Here is a 16,915-nt window from a genome sequence, read left to right as displayed (position 1 = left end):
CATAGCACCGGTACGTCGCAGGTCGTTCGTTCACACGTGTGCGTCGACGTCGCGGAGCGTTTGCGCCAGCTCATGCCGGGTGTGCCGCCAGCGACGCCACGCTTTAGCCGCTTCAAGTAGACTGGCAAGGACGCCGGCCTCGACATGCAGGGCGGCACCTTCCATCTGCCCGCGAACGGAGGCTTGATCCATGAATGCTGTTCCCCCGCTCGAACACGATATCGCCGATGCGGCCGTCGCCGCGGAGCCTCTTCAGGCGCCGTCGCAGAATGCCGCTTCTGCCGCATCGCCAGCCGGTGCGCATGCCCCCGGCCGTGCCGCCCATGAGGCGCCCGTGCGCGATCTGCGCCGCGTTGCCATTCACCCGGACCATTGGTATCCGCTTGCGTGGTCGCACGAAGTGAAGCGCGGCAAGACGCATGGCGTGACCTTTGCCGGCGAGCCGATCGTGCTCGCGCGCACAGAGACCGGCAAGGTGTTCGCGCTCGAAGACCGCTGCGCGCATCGCCAGGTGCCGCTGCACCAGGGCGTCGTCGATGGCGAGTCGATCCGCTGCGGCTATCACGGCTGGACCTACGACTGCTCGGGCAAGTGTATCGACGTGCCGTACCTCGGCCGCGACCGGCTGCCGAACGGCGTGCGCTCGTATCCGTGCCGGGAAGTCGAGGGGCTGATTTTCGTGTTTCCCGGCGATGCCGCGCTGGCGGACCAGCGGCCGCTGCCCGGTTTCGGCTCGGTGTCGGACCCGAAGTACAGGACGCGCCGCTTCGGCCGTCCGGTCAATTGCCATTACTCGTTCATGCACGAGAACCTGATGGACATGAACCATCAGTTCCTGCATCGCCGGCAGATGGGCAAGATGCGTGCGCGTTCGGTCGGACGGCGGCGCGGCGAAGGCTGGGTCGAAGTCGACTACACGTTTGCGCGCATGGAGGGGCAGCAGCCGCTCGGCGAGGCGATCGTGTTCGGCCAGAATCGCAAGACCGGCGGCAACAACGACAAGGACGTGATGACGATCCGCACCGAGTATCCGTACCAGACGCTGCAAATCCGCAATGCCGAGCAGACGCTCGTGATGGACCTGTGGATCGTCTACGTGCCGCTCGATCGCGAGCAGCGCACCAACCGGACGTTCGGGCTGCTATCCATTCGCAAGCCCGGCATTCCGGGCGCGATGACCTTGCTGTGGCCGCTGCTCGTGTGGTTTACCGAGCGCATTTTCAAGGAGGATCGCGAGATCGTCGAGGCGGAGCAGCGCGCGCACGATGCGCAGGGCGCGGACTGGAATCACGAGGTGTTTCCGGTCATCAACGAACTGCGCGCGCTGCTGCGCGAATGCGGGGTGCCCGATCAGGTGGTGGGCGCGGGTACGGGCGATACCGCGGTGATCCGCTTCCTGGATTCGCGGCACGGCAACCCGATTGCGAAGACCTGAGCGGGGCAGTGTGCGGCGTGCGTTGCACGCCGCTCGCGAGTGGCGATTGGGGCAAGCGGTGCTTGATTGCACGCGAGTTTGCGCCAGTCGAGACGGGTCGCATGCGCGCCCGTGTACCATTGCGCTTTTTCCGAACTTCAAGAAACGCTCGTGACTACGCAACAGACCCCCACCAATTCGCGTAAATCCCTCACTCTGCTGCAATTGCTCGGCCTCATCGGCGGTGTGGCTTTGATCGTTGCGATCGCGCTGAATCTGTTGGTTCAGACGCGCTGAGGCACTGCTTGCTCCGCGAGCGATGGCGATGGGAATGCCACTTCGGCTGCTGAAACGGCTCCGACCGTCATTGCCCGCGCCGTTGTCCCGTATGGCGTTTCGATCGTAGTTGCAGATTGCCGGCGCCAGCCAGGTGGAGAATGATGCGCCGGATGGAGGAAGGCCTGTCCGAGTCGTCTCCGCCCCTGGGGCGCGGCAGAGATTACCTATCGTCCGGGCGCTACTGCGGATTTAATCCGATCCGACGGAACCGATCCTGCCACGAATGACACTCGGCCAGCTTTGGCACTTTGGGATTCTTATGTGTCAAGCCTAAGCCAAATCACGTGCAGGACTACAGCATATGGCCAACGCGTCCCGGCACACACCAACCCACAGTCGTCGTGCGTCGGGACGTTGAAATCGCATCCGCTTTAGCGAGCCGCAAATGCGCGAATCAACTTGTTATACAGTGGCCGTTGTTCCTCGTTGGCACTCCACCACTGGCGTAACGTCTGGTCACAAACCTGCATCGGGGGCAGTTGTCGATTGGCTGTTACTGCCTGCTGTAGTCCCTGCATGACACTCTGTGCGAACCGACTCAGTTCCGGGTGCCGGCGGAGCTGCAATGCGTATTCGATTCTGTCCTGGGGGCTGGCCTGTCCCAGTTGTGTTTGAAGCTGTAATTCAGCTTGGGGTACAGTTCGTGGAATATCCTGGACGAGGCCGGATTTGTGCATTCGCCGGCTCAGAAGCAAAGTGCCGTTAACGTTTGACCACTTATTGCTCTGTGCCGGGCGAAGTTCCATGAGCCCTCCGCCGAGATCCTTGAAGCCGACCGATTTGTAGAAAGTCTGCCCCGAGAACGCCATCAGCCTGACGGTACCGCCAAACCCCTTGCTTGCCGACATCGCAACGGCTTTTTCGATCAGCAACTCACCTGCTCCGGCAGCACCAGGGTGCGTGACGATGTTGTCGATCCAGAAAGCATCCTTTGCGTCTTCCTCTTTCGGAGAGACGCTGACGGTCATGATGCCGGTGGTATGTTCGCCAGCTGTTACCCGTACCGCATCCCCGGGCATGATTGACCCGTCGTTGACTTGATTCTGGATCATATCCACGACTTCTTCTACGGCACCGAGTCGGGTCGTCCAGTCCTCGTATTCCGTGGATTGTCTTGCTGCTCGAGGCGGTTATCGGCGGGCAGATTCGCCAAAATTCTCAATGCCCGCGCGAAGATTTTCGGCTTCCTGACGGACCCGAGAATTTTCAATCGAAGAAATCTGTACATGACGGCCGACTGGGTTAGCTCGCGTGGAAGTCTGCGGGCGTGTCTCCATCGCCGGCAATCCGGATAGCGTCCCCATGGCAGGCGCCGCCGTGGGAAATCTCTGAGTGCTGCCAGTCGCTTGTTGATGTGTCGAATGCGCTGAGGGTGCACCGTAACCACTCCTCGGGAGATCGAAGTTGCTGCCAAGCCGATGGGGATTTGCCACTTAGGTTGCCTCAATAGGTGCGAAAAAGAGCTGTTATATCCGACGGAGGCGAGATTGCTCTCGACCGAGGCGAACATATGAACATCTGTGAGAAGCACTATTTGAGATTCCCATTTCACATGCACTCGCGGATCGCCATGAGAATTTGCCAGCCAGCAAAAACTGATGCGCGATAACTGTTGCTGAGCGTTACGCGTTCTCTGCCGCAGTCTGGTTTTACACCGATGATCACCTGCGGGCAGTCCTCGTCCGAATCCTCCTCGCGGGCTTGCGTCTGGATGCCGTCGGCCCGTCAGTAGATCCGGCGCGCGGTGGAGACAGAGGCGAGAGTAGAAAGTACCGGCAAGAAGAACGGTCCCGCGAACACCCTCTGCGTGAATGTTTGGCACACTACGCCAATCGACGATTTCGCATGAGCGCGACCGACTTCATGACACGCATCGGATCACCCTTCGACCTCTCGCATCTCGAAGACGAATGGCTGGAAGCGGACGGCTTCGGCGGTTTCGCCTCGGGCACGGCCGGCATGCTGCGCACGCGTCGTTATCACGCGTTGCTGTTGAGCGCGACGCGCGCGCCGGGCGGGCGCATGGTGCTCGTCAATGGCGTGGAGGTGTGGCTCGAAGCGCACGGGCAACGCTTTCCGTTGAGCATGCAGCGCTATGGGCCGGACGTGATCTACCCGGACCTGCGCGGGAGTCTCGATAGCTTCGATACCGTGCCGTGGCCGACGTGGCGGGTGCGGGTCGATGCACGGACGGTGGCGATAACTGAAGCGTTCGTCAGCAAGGCAACCGGCGCAACAGTGCTGCGCTGGCGGCTCGAAGGCAACGGCCTCGGCGATCTTGGCGTGCCCGTGCTGAAGGTCAGGCCGTTGCTGTCGGGCCGCGATTATCATGCGCTGCATCATGAGAATCCCGCGTTCAACTTCAGCGCGCAAATCAGCGGCGACCAGTCGTGCGTAAGCTGGCAGCCGTATGGCGGTTTGCCTGTCGTTGGCGCGGCGACGAACGGCGTCTACACGCATGCGCCCGACTGGTATCGCAACTTCTGCTACGTGCGGGAACAGGAGCGCGGGCTCGATTACCGCGAAGACCTTGCGACGCCCGGCGTCTTCAGCTTCGACATCGCAAGCGGCGAAGCGGTGATGATCCTCAGCGCTTCGAGTGCTTCGAGCGCTTCGGGGAAGTCGGACACGGCAACATCAATCCCAATTGCCAACGACAAAACCACAGCCACCACTCACGCCGCCTATCTCGCCCAAACCGAACAGCAACGCCGCAACGCACTCGGCTCGCGCCTGCAACGTTCCGCCGATGCCTATATCGTCACGCGCAACGAAGGCCGCACGATGCTCGCGGGCTTTCCGTGGTTCACCGACTGGGGCCGCGACACCTTCATCGCGATGCGCGGCCTGCTGATCGCGTCGAACCGTCTCGACGACGCCGAAGCGATCCTGCTCGAATGGGCCGGCACGCTCTCGGAAGGCATGCTGCCGAACCGCTTCCCCGATTATGGCGACGCGCCCGAATACAACTCGGTCGATGCGTCGCTCTGGTTCGTCGTCGCCCTGCACGAGTATCTCGCGATGCAGCATGCGAGCGCCGCGACGCGCGCGCATCTGCAACAGGCGGCCGAAGCGATCCTCACCGGCTATACGAACGGCACGCGCTTCAACATCGCCGCCTGCGCCGACGACGGCTTGCTGCGCTGCGGCGTCCCCGGCGTGCAGCTTACGTGGATGGACGCGAAAGTCGGCGACTGGGTCGTCACGCCGCGCATCGGCAAGCCGGTCGAGGTGCAGGCGCTGTGGATCAACGCGCTGCGTATCGCCTCGGCATGGAACCCGCGGTGGCGGCAACCGGCCGAGCGCGCCACGCTCTCATTTCGCCAGCGCTTCGTCGACCCCGCCACGCAGGCGCTATTCGACAACGTCGACGTCGATCACGTACCCGGCACGGTGGATCGCGCGATCCGGCCGAACCAGGTCTTCGCGATCGGCGGTCTGCCGTTTCCGCTGCTCGAAGGCGCGGCGGCGCGCGCGGTGCTCGGTCAGGTCGAAGCGCAATTGCTTACGCCGCTCGGCCTGCGTTCGCTCGCGCCATCCGATCCCGCCTATCGCGGACACTACGGCGGCTCGCCGCTCGAACGCGACGGCGCTTACCACCAGGGCACGGTCTGGTTGTGGCTGATCGGGCCGTTCGTCGAAGCATGGCTGCGCGTGAACGGCGCGAGCGCGCCGAATCTCGCTCAGGCGAGGGCGCGTTTTCTCGCTCCGCTGTACGCGCATCTCGATTGCGCAGGCCTCGATCATCTGTCCGAAATCGCCGACGGTGATGCACCGCACACACCGGCGGGCACGCCGTTTCAGGCGTGGTCGCTCGGCGAATTGCTGCGCGTCGAAAACCTGCTGGCCCGATTCGAGCGCGGCGGCGCGTAAACCGCGCTACGATGTGGGGCCGACCGCCAGGCCTGTTGCAAGGACTCCGTCATGCCACCGCTGCGCGCTGCCAATCTGCTTGCCACCGTCGAAGGTTCACGGCTGCATTCGGCCGAGTGCGGCCGCTGGCAGCGCTGGGGGCCGTATCTGAGCGAGCGCCAGTGGGGCACGGTGCGCGAGGACTACAGTGCCGACGGCACCGCGTGGGACTCCTTCCCGCACGACCATGCGCGCAGCCGCGCATACCGCTGGGGCGAGGACGGCCTTGCCGGTTTCGGCGACGACCGTCTGAGCTGGTGCGTGTCGCTCGCGCTCTGGAACCGCAAGGACCCGATCATCAAGGAGCGCCTGTTCGGCCTCACGAATGCGCAGGGCAATCACGGCGAGGACGTGAAGGAGCTGTACTTCTATCTCGACGGCACGCCCACGCATTCGTATATGCGCATGCTCTACAAGTACCCGCATGCGGCGTATCCGTACCAGGACCTCATCGAAGAAAACGCGCGGCGCGGCGGCGACATGCCGGAGTACGAAATTCTCGATACCGGCGTATTCGACGACGCGCGCTATTTCGACGTGCAGGTCGAATACGCGAAACATACGCCCGACGACATCGTGATGCGCGTGACGATCGAGAATCGCGCCGACGAAGCCGCCTCGCTCGACGTGCTGCCGCAAATCTGGGCGCGCAATTCGTGGTCGTGGAAGGAGAACGGCAACAAGCCGAAGCTCGTGATGGGCGCCGATCATGACGGCACGCTTCATCTCGTCGGCCATCATCCTTTGCACGAGCCGATTGTCGTGACCGCGTGGTCGAAGGATGCGCCGCTTGCGTGGCTGTTCTGCGAAAACGACACCAACGTGGAGCGTCTTTTCAACGTCGACGGCGCGGGCCCGTTCAAGGACGGCTTCAACGATTACCTCGTGCACGGCGACGCAAATGCGATCCGTCACGATGCGGGCACCAAGGCCGGCGTGCATGCGGCGCTCGAACTCGGCCCGCATGCGCGCGCGGTCGTCTATCTGCGCTGGCGCACGCAAGCGGCCGGCGATGAAGCGCCGCTCGACGCCGATGCGGTATTCGCGCGCCGCCTCGCCGAGGCCGACGCATTCTATGGCGCGTTGCAACACGAGATCGCCGATGCCGATGCGCGCCTCGTACAGCGCCAGGCGCTCGCGGGCATGCTGTGGTCGAAGCAGTACTACCAGTACGACGTGCAGCGCTGGCTCGACGGCGATCCGTTGCAGCCGCGCCCGCCCGCCGAGCGCAAGCACGGCCGCAACGTGGACTGGCGGCATCTGTGCAATGCGGACATCGTGTCGATGCCCGACAAGTGGGAGTACCCGTGGTACGCGTCATGGGACCTCGCGTTTCACGCGGCCGCCTTCGCGCTGATCGATCCCGCGTTCGCGAAGAAGCAGTTGCTGCTGCTCGTGAAGGACCGCTATCAGCATCCGAACGGGCAACTGCCCGCCTACGAATGGGCGCTCGGCGACGCGAATCCGCCCGTGCATGCCTGGGCCGCGTGGCGCGTGTACGAGATCGATCGCGCGCTGACCGGCAAGGCCGATCGCGATTTCCTCGAACTCGTGTTTCACAAGCTGCTGCTGAATTTTTCGTGGTGGGTCAACCGCAAGGACGCCGACGGCCACAATATTTTCCAGGGCGGTTTTCTCGGGCTCGACAACGTCGGCATTTTCGATCGCTCGTCGCCGCTGCCGACCGGCGGTCATCTCGATCAGGCCGACGGCACCGCGTGGATGGCCGCGTATGCGCTCGACCTCATGCGCATCGCGCTCGAACTCGCGTACGCGAATCATGTGTTCGTCGATATCGGCGTGAAGTTCTTCGAGCACTTCCTGTATATCGCGGAAGCGGTGAGTTGCGACGACGACTGCGAGACGGGCCTGTGGGACGGGCAGGACGAGTTCTTCTACGACAAGCTGCGCCTGCCCGACGGCAGCAACATTCCGATGCGCGTGCGCTCGATCGTCGGGCTGATTCCGCTGTTCGCAGTGCACGTGCTCGAAGAGCGTCTGCACGGCGGCTTGCCGGGGCTGCGCGAGCGGCTCGTGTGGTTCCTCGAACATCGCCCTGATCTCGCGCGGCTCGTGTCGCGCTGGAACGAGCCCGGCAAGGGCAATGCGCTGTTGCTCTCGCTGCTGCGCGGCCATCGCATGAAGGCATTGTTGCGGCGTGCGCTCGACGAAAGCGAATTTCTTTCCGATCATGGCGTGCGGGCGCTGTCGCGCTTTCATCGCGATCAGCCGTTCGTGTTTCAACACAACGGCAACAGCTTCTGCGTCAAATATCTGCCGGCTGAGTCGGACACGCGCGTATTCGGCGGCAATTCGAACTGGCGCGGGCCGGTGTGGATGCCGGTCAACTATCTGCTGATCGAATCGCTATACGAATTCCACCGCTATTACGGCGACGATTTTCGCGTCGAGTACCCGACCGGCTCGGGGCAGAAGTTCTCGCTGGCCGAGATCGCGGACGAACTCGCGCGCCGCGCGACCACGCTGTTTCTGAAGAACCGGGACGGCGAGCGGCCCGTAATGGGCGCGTATCCGCTGTTGCAGGCGGACCCGCGCTCGCAGGATCTGGTGCTGTTCCACGAGTATTTTCATGGCGATAACGGCCGTGGCGTCGGTGCTTCGCATCAGACCGGCTGGAGCGGGCTCGTCGCGTTGTTGTTGCAGCCGCGCGCGATGGCCGCCTCGGGCAACGTGCCGCTCACTGGCGAGCCGGCGCTTGCGCCGGTCGCGTGAACGCGATTGAACTGTGCGGGTGCGCGTGTGGTCTTTCATCTATCGCTATATCCGGTCCATTGGCTTGCACGAGTGAATCCCATGTCGACTCCATCGAATACCCCCGCTGCTTCTTCCGCTCAAACCGGCGCGACGCCCGCGCGTAGCTGCAAGGTCAGCGCGAGTCCGCACGATGCGTTGCCCTCGCCGGCCGGCAAGAATCCGGCGCCGCCCTGCACGCTCGTGATCTTCGGCGCGGGCGGCGATCTGACCAAGCGTTTGTTGATGCCCGCGCTCTACAACCTCGCGCTCGACGGTCTGCTCGACGGCGGCATGAAGATTGTCGGCGTCAATCATGGCGCGCGCGAAACGGGCGCGTGGCGCGACGATCTGCACACGTCGCTACAGCAGTTCGCCGCCGATAAAGCCAGCACCTTCCACGCCGGCAAGCTCGACGACGACGCGTGGAACTGGGTCGCGCAACGCCTCGAATACATGGCGGGCGAGTTCGAATCCGACGACACGTTCGCGCAATTGAAGCAGAAACTCGCGCAATCGCCGGGTGGCAACGTGATCTTCTATCTCGCGGTTGGCGCGCGCTTTTTCAAACCGATCGTCGAGCATCTCGGCAAGGCCGGTTTGCTGAAGGAAGGCGAGAGCGCGAACGGCGGCTTTCGCCGTCTCGTGATCGAAAAGCCGTTCGGCACCGATCTCGCCTCGGCGCGCGATCTGAACGCGCATATCCTGCAGTACGCGCAGGAATCGCAGGTGTATCGCATCGATCATTTTCTCGGCAAGGACACCGTGCAGAGCATTCTCGCGGTGCGCTTCGCGAATGCGCTATTCGAGCCGATCTGGCGGCGCGAGTACATCGAGAGTGTGCAGATTACCGCGGCGGAAACGATCGGCGTGGAAGGGCGCGGCAAGTTTTACGAGCAGACCGGCGCGTTTCGCGACATGGTGCCGAACCATCTGTTCCAGCTGCTCGGCATGGTCGCGATGGAGCCGCCCAATTCGTTCGATGCCGAAGCGGTGCGCGACAAAAAGGCCGACATCTTCGACGCGATCCAGCCGCTCACGCCCGACGACGTTGTGTTCGGCCAGTACGAAAAAGGGCCGGCCGGCATCGGCTATCGCGAGGAGCCGGACGTCGCGCCCGGCAGCACGACCGAAACCTATGCGGCGGCGCGCGTGTTCGTCGAGAACTGGCGCTGGGCGGGCGTGCCGTTCTATCTGCGCACGGGCAAGCGGCTTGCCGTGCGCCGCACCGAAATCTCGGTGCAACTGAAGCCGGTGCCGCTCCGTCTGTTTCGCGATACACCGGTCGATGCGCTTACGCCGAACGTGCTGACCCTGCGCATCGATCCCGCACACGGCACGAGCTTCGACTTCAACGTGAAGACGCCGGGGCCGGTCATGCAGGTCGGCGCGGTGCAGTCGTCGTTCGATTACGCCGACTTCTTCGCGGAGCGCGCGAACGTCGGCTATGAAACGCTGCTCTACGACTGCATGCTCGGCGACGCCACGCTGTTCCAGCGCGCCGACAGCATCGAGACGAGCTGGTGCGCGGTCGACGACGTGCTGCATCCGAAGCGCGGCGGCGCGCTTGCCGTACACGGCTATGCGGCCGGCAGCGAAGGGCCGGCCGCGGCCGATGCGCTGCTCGCGCGCGACGGTCATGCATGGCGGCCGTTGCAGCGAAGCGCGGTGGAGAAGAAGTGAGCGCGGCATTCGCCAATTCTGCCAATGCAGATAGGCAATCGTATCAACCACATTCGGGGGGATATCGTGGCGACACGCAAGAAGAGCACGGTGAAGCAGAGTGCAGTGAAGCAGAGCGCGGTGAAACGGAGCGCGGTGAAACAGGCCGCACCGAAACGGAGTGTCTCGAAGGGCGGCGGCGAAAACATTCTCGCGATCGATGTCGGCGGTACGGGACTGAAGGCTGCGATCATCGATGCCGATGGCCGGATGAAAACGGAGCGCGTGCGTGTGGCCACGCCGCATCCGTGCACGCCCGATCAACTCGTGGATGCGCTCGCGCAACTCGTTGCGCCGCTCGTCGAACAGGCGCCGCCCACGCTGATGTCGATCGGCTTTCCGGGCGTGGTGCGCAATAACCGCATCCTGACCGCGCCGCATTTCGGCGTCGAGGGCTGGCACGACATTCCGCTTGCGGATGCGCTCGCGCGGCGCCTCGGCGGCTTGCCCGTGCGCATGATCAACGACGCCGAAATGCAGGGCTTCGCCGCGATCCAAGGGCATGGCCTCGAATTCGTGCTGACGCTCGGCACGGGCGCGGGCACTGCGATGTTTCGCGATGGCGAGCTGATGCCGCATCTCGAACTCGCGCATCATCCGGTCAGCAAGAAGGGGGTGGCCTACGACGAATACATCGGCGAGGCGGCGCGCGCGAAGGTCGGCAACAAGCGCTGGAATCGGCGCGTCGAGAAAGTGATCGGCATTCTCAATGCGCTCGTGAATTACGACAAGCTGTGGATCGGCGGCGGCAATGCGGCGCGTCTCAAGTTCGAATTGCCGGCGAACGTGGCGACCGTCTCGAACGACGCGGGGATCGAGGGCGGCGCGCGTTTGTGGCATCCGCTGTCGGTGCGCGAGACGCGGCAGTTGCCGGAAGCGAATCAGCGTACTGGCCCGTTCAAGTGGCGGTAAGTGGTGGACTGCGCGAGGCGGGTGCCTCGCGTTGCGTTGTCGCGCGGGCTGGCTAGCTAGCGTTTGAATTCGCTCGCGGTCTTGCGCAGGCTGAACGTTTTGCCGTCGAATGCGTAGTGGTAGGTGCCGTGTTCCGCGCTTTCGTTGCGACTGCCGCGCACGATCAGCAGGCAACTGTCGGCGCGATAGGCGAGCGGCTCGGTCACGTCGATCGGCCAGTCGGAAACGGTGAACGGCAACGAGGTGACGCGGCCTGTTTTTACGTCGATGGCCGCGGCCATCACGCATCCAGCGCCGCATCCCCATGTCGCGAGAATGTAGTGGCCCGCGAAATTCTCCGGCCCCCGCGCGGCGTCACGGATGACGCTGCTGTAGCGCCTGGCCTGGGCGTCGGTGAAGGTCAGGCGTGGCACGGGGCCGTGTTTTGCCGCGACGGCGACGGGGCAATCCGCGAAACCGGGAAGCGACCCGGCGCGGGCCGCACCGGGCAGCGTACCGATCATGCCAATCATGAAGACCGCAAGGAGCGAGGACGTTACCCGCATTGTTCAGTACCCATTGTTCAATGCCTATAGGGCTGCGGCCGGAATGCCCGGCGACAGAGTGAGTGGAGTGTGAGATTGGCGCACTATGCCAGCGGTTCTGTCTCGAAACAACGTTCTCGCGAGAGAGGCCGCCGAAGCCGCCGCGCGTGCGCGTTCCTGCCGAAGCCCTCGGCGATTTTCCAGCCAGAGAGACTTAAATGATCCGAAGCAATCTCAACATCGTCCGGCGCCTCTCCTCAGTCGGCGTTTGCGCGCTGCTTGCCTGGGCGAGCGCACATGCCTACGCGGTGCAGGCGTTCGCTCTGTCGTCGCCTGGACTCGCCGATGGCGGCACGCTCGATGCGCGCCATGCCGCGAGCGCGAACAATTGCGGTGGCGGCAACGTGTCGCCGGCGCTGCAATGGCAGAACGCGCCGGTCGGCACGAAGAGTTTCGCCGTCACGATTTTCGATCCCGACGGCGCGAAGGGCCTCAGCATCGTGCATTGGATCGTGTACGGCATCGCGCCGACCACGATGGGGCTCGCTGCGGGCGAGGCAGCGCCGCCGGGCAGCGTCGCGGGTACCAATCGCACCGGTGGTCCCGGCTATTACGGGCCGTGTCCGCCGGTCGGCGAGGTGCCGCATCACTACATCGCGCAGGTCTATGCGCTCGATCTGCCGCCCAGCGCGCTGCCGGCCGGCTTGACGCGGGACGCGTTCCTCGCGGCGATCAAGGATCATGTGATCGCCGCGACGAGTACCGTGCTGTGCTATGGACGCTGAAGTACTTCAGCGCTGAAGCGCCGAACTAGCGCGCCGCATCCCCCCAGCGATACTGCACGCTCGCCTCATCGAGTTGTGCCTTGATTTCGCTATCGAGCACGAAGTCGACGGTCGCGAGCGTGTCGGTCAGCTGCTCGGCGCGGCTCGCTCCGATGATCGCCGACGTGACCAGCGGATTGGCGAGTACCCATGCGAGCGAAATCTTCGTGAGCGACTCGCCGGTCGGCGCGACGATCGACTTGAGCCGCTCGATCGTCTCGAACTCGCGTTCGTGCCAGTAGCGCTCCTGATACATCGCGCCGGCCTTGCCGACGCTCCCGGTGAAGCGTCCTTCGGTGGGTGCCGTGTCGTGACGGTGCTTGCCGGTCAGCAGGCCGCCCGCGAGCGGGTTATACGGCATCACGGCCAGTTGCTCCTCGGCGGCGAGCGGCAGCAGTTCGCGCTCGATCTGCCGGAACAGCAGGTTGTAGCGCGGCTGGACCGACACGAAACGCGCGGCGCGCAGCACGTCCGCGCGTCCCAAGGCGCGCGCGAGCCGGTAGGCGAGGAAGTTCGAGACGCCGATATAGCGCGCCTTCCCCGAACGCACGATCACGTCGAGTGCTTCGAGCGTTTCGTCGAGCGGCGTTTTCGCGTCGTCGGAATGGAGCTGGTAGAGGTCGACGTAGTCGGTGCCGAGGCGGTGCAGCGATGCGTCGATCGCATCGAGCAGGTGCTTGCGCGAGGCGCCCTGATCCCATGCCGAGGGGCCCATCTTGCCGACCGCCTTGGTCGCGACGATGAAGCGCTCGCGCTTGCCCTTCAGCCAGCGCCCGACGATTTCCTCGGTGCGCCCGGCCACGTTCTCGCTGCTGCCGAGCGGATAGACGTCGGCGGTGTCGATGAAATTCACGCCGGCATCGGCGGCCGTGTCGAGGATGCGGTGCGAGGCCGCTTCTTCGGTTTGCAGGCCGAAGGTCATGGTGCCGAGGCACAGGCGCGAAACGGTCAGGCCGGTGCGGCCGAATTGGCGGTATTGCATAGATCGACTCCAGAGAGGGGAACGGAAACCTGCATAAGCGTAACCGGACAGCGGTGTTGTAAAAAGGATAAACGGACTTGCGATCCCGTGCGTTCAGCCGTCACTCGCGTTTGTTATTTATTTGAAAGTAAATTTGTAATGTTTGGATGAATCAAGGCCTTGCCATTGTGAGGAGAGGCATGAATTAGACATTACTAAACGTAATAAAACTGGGCGAGATCAGCCTTAAAAATTACAAAGTACTTTCGTTAGTAAAGCGCGGAAATAAATTCCTTACGCGAAGTAATACAGGTCGAGATTGCTGGCGCAACATGCATATGGAATGATAGTGATTCTCATTTAAACCAAGCCAGCCATCCCGTCATCTCCGGTCGAAAAATGGAGAGCGGCAGCCAGCCAATTGCGGCTTTGTCATGAATTGCATGCCGGACATGCGAATTCGACAAGCGCATTCCTGACGGGATATCCATGCTCAACCACACGCCGCTCGCGACAGCGCTTGCGCTAGCTTTTACCGTTCCTTTCGCGACCCCGGTGATCGCGCAGACCGCTCCGCAAAGCGCACTGCAACCGGCTGCCGCGAGCGCGCCGGCAACAGCGCCGCATAGCGCGACGACGCTCGCCCAGAACAACGCGACCAACGCGCCGACCGCCGACGGACAGACGCTGCCGACCATCGGGGTGCAGGGGCAAGCCGTTCAGCAGGACTTCCAGGCCGAGCGCTCGAGCGTCGGCGCGAAAACGCCGACCGCGTTGCGCGACATTCCGCAGACCGTCACCGTGATCAATCGCGACCTGCTCGCCTCGCAAGGCGCGACGTCGTTTACGGACGCGCTGCGCAACGCGCCGGGGGTGACGATCGGCGCGGCCGAAGGCGGGCAGATCGGCAACAACATCAACCTGCGCGGCTTCACCGCGCAAAACGACATCTATCTCGACGGCTTCCGCGATCGCAACCAGTACTACCGCGACACGTTCGATCTCGAATCGCTCGAAGTGCTGTACGGCCCGTCGTCGATGCTGTTCGGCCGCGGCTCGACCGGCGGCGTCATCAACCAGGTCAGCAAGAAGGCGAACCTGACGGATTCGGCGGAAGTCTCCGGCATGATCGGCACCGACGACCGCTATCGCTCGACCGTCGACGTGAACCACAAGCTCACCGACACCTCGGCGATCCGCCTGAACGCATTCGGCCAGAGCCTCGGCTCGACGCGCGACGTCATGAAAAGCAAGGACTTCGGCATCGCGCCGGAAGTGCGCTTCGGCATCGGCACGCCGACCGAGATCACGCTGTCCGCGCTGATCCAGCACAACGACGACATGCCCGACTACGGCATCCAGGCGCTGAACGGCCGGCCCTCGCCGGTGCCGAAGAACACGTTCTACGGTTTGACGAGCGACCGCACGATCCAGGACGTGCAGATCTTCACGGCGGCGATCAAGCACAAGTTCTCCGACGACCTCACGCTGACCAACCAGACACAGCTCTCGCACTCGATGACCGACGCGCGCGAAACCGCGCCGCAAGCGGTGCTGCCCGGTTCGCCGTCGGCCACCGCGCTGACCAACGGCAACTTCACGACGCTGTCTCCCTCGCAGTTGTTCATCAAGCTGCAGAGTCATGACCGCGTGATCGAGAATCACGCGATCTACAACGACACGATGCTCGAATACAAATTCAATACCGGGCCGATCAAACACGACGTGATCGCCGGTGTCGAAGTGGGCCACGACAGCTATACGAACCAGGCCTATACGCGCAACAATCTGCCGATCGTGCCGATGCTCAATCCGCCGATCATGGGCACGCCGTCGAACGTGACGACCACGGTCGGCAACTATGCCGATTCGAGCGCGAACGAAATTGCCGCCTACCTGAACGATACGATCACGCTGACGCCGCAATGGAAGGTGATCGGCGGTCTGCGCTGGGATCGCTTTTCGGCCGAGATTCATAACACGATCAGCGCGCCGGCTTATGCGAGTCAGACCAACGACTTCACGAGCGTGCGCGCCGGCGTGATCTATCAGCCGACCGACTGGCAGTCGTACTACGTATCGTACGGCACGTCGTTCAACCCGTCGCTCGAAACGCTGACGGTGACGAACCTCACGCAGAACCTCGCGCCGGAATCGACGAAGTCGTATGAAGTGGGCGGCAAGTGGGACCTGTTCGGCGGCAACATTTCGCTGACCTCGGCGCTGTTCCGCGAAGAGATGGACAACGCGCGCACCCAGGTCTCGCCGACCGAATACTCGCTGGCCGGCGACATTCGCGTGGACGGTTTTCAGGCGGGCGTGACCGGGCACATCACCGACAAGTGGCAGATTTTCGGCGGCTACACCTATATGGACGCGATCATCCTGAAGGCCGCCGACGGCACTCAGGGTCACACGCCGGCCAATACGCCGCGCAACACGCTGACGCTCTGGACGACTTATGCGATCACGCCGCACTGGGAAATCGGCGGCGGTCCGATCTATATGTCGCCGCGTTATGCGTCGAATACGAACTACGTGAAGGTGCCGGGCTATACGCGCTGGGACGCAACCGCTGCCTATCACGCGAAGAAATTCGACGTGCGCCTGAACCTGCTGAACCTGACCAACAAGTACTACTTCGATGCGCTGATTCCGTCCGATGGCGGACGTTCGGTGCCGGGAATCGGCCGCACGCTGCTCGCGACGTTCGATTACCGCTTCTGACGCGGCAAGCGCATCGCTGAGCCATCACAATCTGTTGCGTACCTGGAGTGAAACGTGAGCGTATCGGACACAATCGACCTTCAACCGCTCGCCGTCGGCGAACACGAGACGCACGAAGCGCACGAACCACGGCGGCTCGATGGCGATGAACTGAAGCTGCGCCGGCAGCGCTCGCGTCGCGCGACGTTCATCAAATGGCTGCGCAAGGTGCATGGCTGGATCGGCTTGTGGGGCGCCGCGCTCGGTCTGCTGTTCGGCACGACCGGGTTCTTTCTGAACCATCGCGGCGGGCCCCTCAGGGTATCGACCGGCGAGCCGCAGGTGTCCGTCGTGCAGGTGCCGTTGCCGCAACCGGCGCCCGAGTCGCCGCGCGAACTCGCGAAGTGGCTCAGGCATGAGTTGAAAATCGCGGGCAATCCGGGCCGCGTGCAGAAGGAGTCAGGGCATCCGGTTGCGTGGGGCGATCGTAGCGTGATGCAGCCCGAGCACTGGCAACTGAATTTCGCGTCGCCGAAGGAGAATACCTCGGCCGAGTACTGGGTCGGCAATAACTATGTGACGGTCAAGCGCAGCGCCAACACCTTCCTCGCGATGTTGACGAACCTGCACAAGGGCGTCGGCCTGAGCGTTGGCTGGGTGTTGTTGATCGATACGCTCGCGGGCAGCATCATTCTGCTGTCGCTGACCGGCGTGTTGCTGTGGACCGAGTTGAACAGGCGCAAGACCGCCGGCGCGGTGCTCGTGCTTGGATCGATTGCGGCTGCCGTGTGCATGGGCATGATGTAAATGCGCGCGTGGCCTGGCTATGCAGCGCAGGCCATGTTCGATG

At 63.3% G+C, this 16,915-nt stretch carries 13 protein-coding genes; 9 read left to right on the top strand and 4 right to left on the bottom strand.

All coding sequences use genetic code 11. The annotated features are described in order from the left end of the window. Positions 1-30: 30 nt before the first annotated feature. Complete coding sequence (locus F3J19_RS06025) at positions 31-192, bottom strand: hypothetical protein (RefSeq protein ID WP_167038709.1); 162 nt, start codon at positions 190-192, stop codon at positions 31-33. Here F3J19_RS06025 and F3J19_RS06020 point away from each other — a divergent pair. Both F3J19_RS06020 and F3J19_RS32970 read left to right on the top strand, forming a co-directional pair. Beyond that, positions 191-1,435 (top strand): aromatic ring-hydroxylating dioxygenase subunit alpha, encoded by a 1,245-nt coding sequence (locus F3J19_RS06020; protein WP_167038790.1) that lies wholly within the window; start codon positions 191-193, stop codon positions 1,433-1,435. The genes F3J19_RS06025 and F3J19_RS06020 overlap by 2 nt on opposite strands. Before the next feature lie 150 nt (positions 1,436-1,585). Further along, a complete protein-coding gene (locus tag F3J19_RS32970; protein WP_275691441.1) occupies positions 1,586-1,711 on the top strand; it encodes a hypothetical protein in 126 nt (41 codons plus the stop codon). Positions 1,712-2,124: 413 nt separating this feature from the next. Here F3J19_RS32970 and F3J19_RS06010 read toward each other — a convergent pair whose 3' ends face one another. Next, positions 2,125-2,805 (bottom strand): hypothetical protein, encoded by a 681-nt coding sequence (locus F3J19_RS06010; protein WP_167038786.1) that lies wholly within the window; start codon positions 2,803-2,805, stop codon positions 2,125-2,127. Between the two features lie 811 nt (positions 2,806-3,616). Here F3J19_RS06010 and F3J19_RS06005 point away from each other — a divergent pair. The 4 genes from F3J19_RS06005 (at position 3,617) to F3J19_RS05990 (ending at position 11,050) form a co-directional block, all read left to right on the top strand. After that, the gene (locus tag F3J19_RS06005; protein ID WP_167039321.1) at positions 3,617-5,626 is read left to right on the top strand and encodes an amylo-alpha-1,6-glucosidase; all 2,010 of its coding nucleotides are present in this window, start codon (positions 3,617-3,619) and stop codon (positions 5,624-5,626) included. Positions 5,627-5,677: 51 nt separating this feature from the next. Next, positions 5,678-8,398 carry a glucosidase gene (locus F3J19_RS06000; protein WP_167038784.1) on the top strand — a complete coding sequence of 907 codons (2,721 nt, stop codon included), beginning with the start codon at positions 5,678-5,680 and terminating at the stop codon, positions 8,396-8,398. Between the two features lie 81 nt (positions 8,399-8,479). After that, a complete protein-coding gene (zwf, locus tag F3J19_RS05995) occupies positions 8,480-10,099 on the top strand; it encodes a glucose-6-phosphate dehydrogenase (protein WP_167038782.1) in 1,620 nt (539 codons plus the stop codon). A gap of 135 nt (positions 10,100-10,234) precedes the next feature. Further along, the gene (locus tag F3J19_RS05990) at positions 10,235-11,050 is read left to right on the top strand and encodes an ROK family protein (RefSeq protein ID WP_167039319.1); all 816 of its coding nucleotides are present in this window, start codon (positions 10,235-10,237) and stop codon (positions 11,048-11,050) included. Positions 11,051-11,106: 56 nt separating this feature from the next. Here F3J19_RS05990 and F3J19_RS05985 read toward each other — a convergent pair whose 3' ends face one another. Continuing rightward, the gene (locus tag F3J19_RS05985; RefSeq protein ID WP_167038780.1) at positions 11,107-11,562 is read right to left on the bottom strand and encodes a hypothetical protein; all 456 of its coding nucleotides are present in this window, start codon (positions 11,560-11,562) and stop codon (positions 11,107-11,109) included. 230 nt (positions 11,563-11,792) lie between these two features. On the opposite strand from F3J19_RS05985, the gene F3J19_RS05980 reads away from it, so the two are divergent. After that, positions 11,793-12,359 carry a YbhB/YbcL family Raf kinase inhibitor-like protein gene (locus tag F3J19_RS05980; RefSeq protein ID WP_167038778.1) on the top strand — a complete coding sequence of 189 codons (567 nt, stop codon included), beginning with the start codon at positions 11,793-11,795 and terminating at the stop codon, positions 12,357-12,359. A 25-nt stretch (positions 12,360-12,384) separates the two neighbouring features. Here the strand turns inward: F3J19_RS05980 and F3J19_RS05975 are convergent, their stop codons facing one another. Further along, complete coding sequence (locus F3J19_RS05975) at positions 12,385-13,380, bottom strand: aldo/keto reductase (RefSeq protein WP_167038776.1); 996 nt, start codon at positions 13,378-13,380, stop codon at positions 12,385-12,387. A 468-nt stretch (positions 13,381-13,848) separates the two neighbouring features. On the opposite strand from F3J19_RS05975, the gene F3J19_RS05970 reads away from it, so the two are divergent. Next, positions 13,849-16,086 carry a TonB-dependent siderophore receptor gene (locus tag F3J19_RS05970; protein ID WP_167038774.1) on the top strand — a complete coding sequence of 746 codons (2,238 nt, stop codon included), beginning with the start codon at positions 13,849-13,851 and terminating at the stop codon, positions 16,084-16,086. Positions 16,087-16,140: 54 nt separating this feature from the next. Next, positions 16,141-16,872: a PepSY-associated TM helix domain-containing protein gene (locus F3J19_RS05965; RefSeq protein WP_167038772.1), complete on the top strand. Its 732-nt coding sequence runs from the start codon at positions 16,141-16,143 to the stop codon at positions 16,870-16,872. Positions 16,873-16,915: the final 43 nt, after the last annotated feature.

The organism is Burkholderia sp. Ax-1724 (assembly GCF_011752995.1).
In the GTDB taxonomy this organism is placed as follows: Bacteria; Pseudomonadota; Gammaproteobacteria; order Burkholderiales; family Burkholderiaceae; genus Paraburkholderia.
Note: the sequence above shows the minus strand (reverse complement) of the source record. Positions and strands in the feature narration are given on the sequence as shown.

Bases quoted from the DNA above. Each gene is read 5' to 3' on its own strand.
- zwf (WP_167038782.1), top strand. From the start codon at position 8,480: ATGTCGACTCCATCGAATACCCCCGCTGCTTCTTCCGCTCAAACCGGC.
- F3J19_RS06025 (WP_167038709.1), bottom strand. From the start codon at position 192: ATGGATCAAGCCTCCGTTCGCGGGCAGATGGAAGGTGCCGCCCTGCAT.
- F3J19_RS05980 (WP_167038778.1), top strand. From the start codon at position 11,793: ATGATCCGAAGCAATCTCAACATCGTCCGGCGCCTCTCCTCAGTCGGC.
- F3J19_RS06010 (WP_167038786.1), bottom strand. From the start codon at position 2,805: ATGATCCAGAATCAAGTCAACGACGGGTCAATCATGCCCGGGGATGCG.
- F3J19_RS06020 (WP_167038790.1), top strand. From the start codon at position 191: ATGAATGCTGTTCCCCCGCTCGAACACGATATCGCCGATGCGGCCGTC.
- F3J19_RS06000 (WP_167038784.1), top strand. From the start codon at position 5,678: ATGCCACCGCTGCGCGCTGCCAATCTGCTTGCCACCGTCGAAGGTTCA.
- F3J19_RS05985 (WP_167038780.1), bottom strand. From the start codon at position 11,562: ATGATTGGCATGATCGGTACGCTGCCCGGTGCGGCCCGCGCCGGGTCG.
- F3J19_RS06005 (WP_167039321.1), top strand. From the start codon at position 3,617: ATGACACGCATCGGATCACCCTTCGACCTCTCGCATCTCGAAGACGAA.
- F3J19_RS05975 (WP_167038776.1), bottom strand. From the start codon at position 13,380: ATGCAATACCGCCAATTCGGCCGCACCGGCCTGACCGTTTCGCGCCTG.
- F3J19_RS05970 (WP_167038774.1), top strand. From the start codon at position 13,849: ATGCTCAACCACACGCCGCTCGCGACAGCGCTTGCGCTAGCTTTTACC.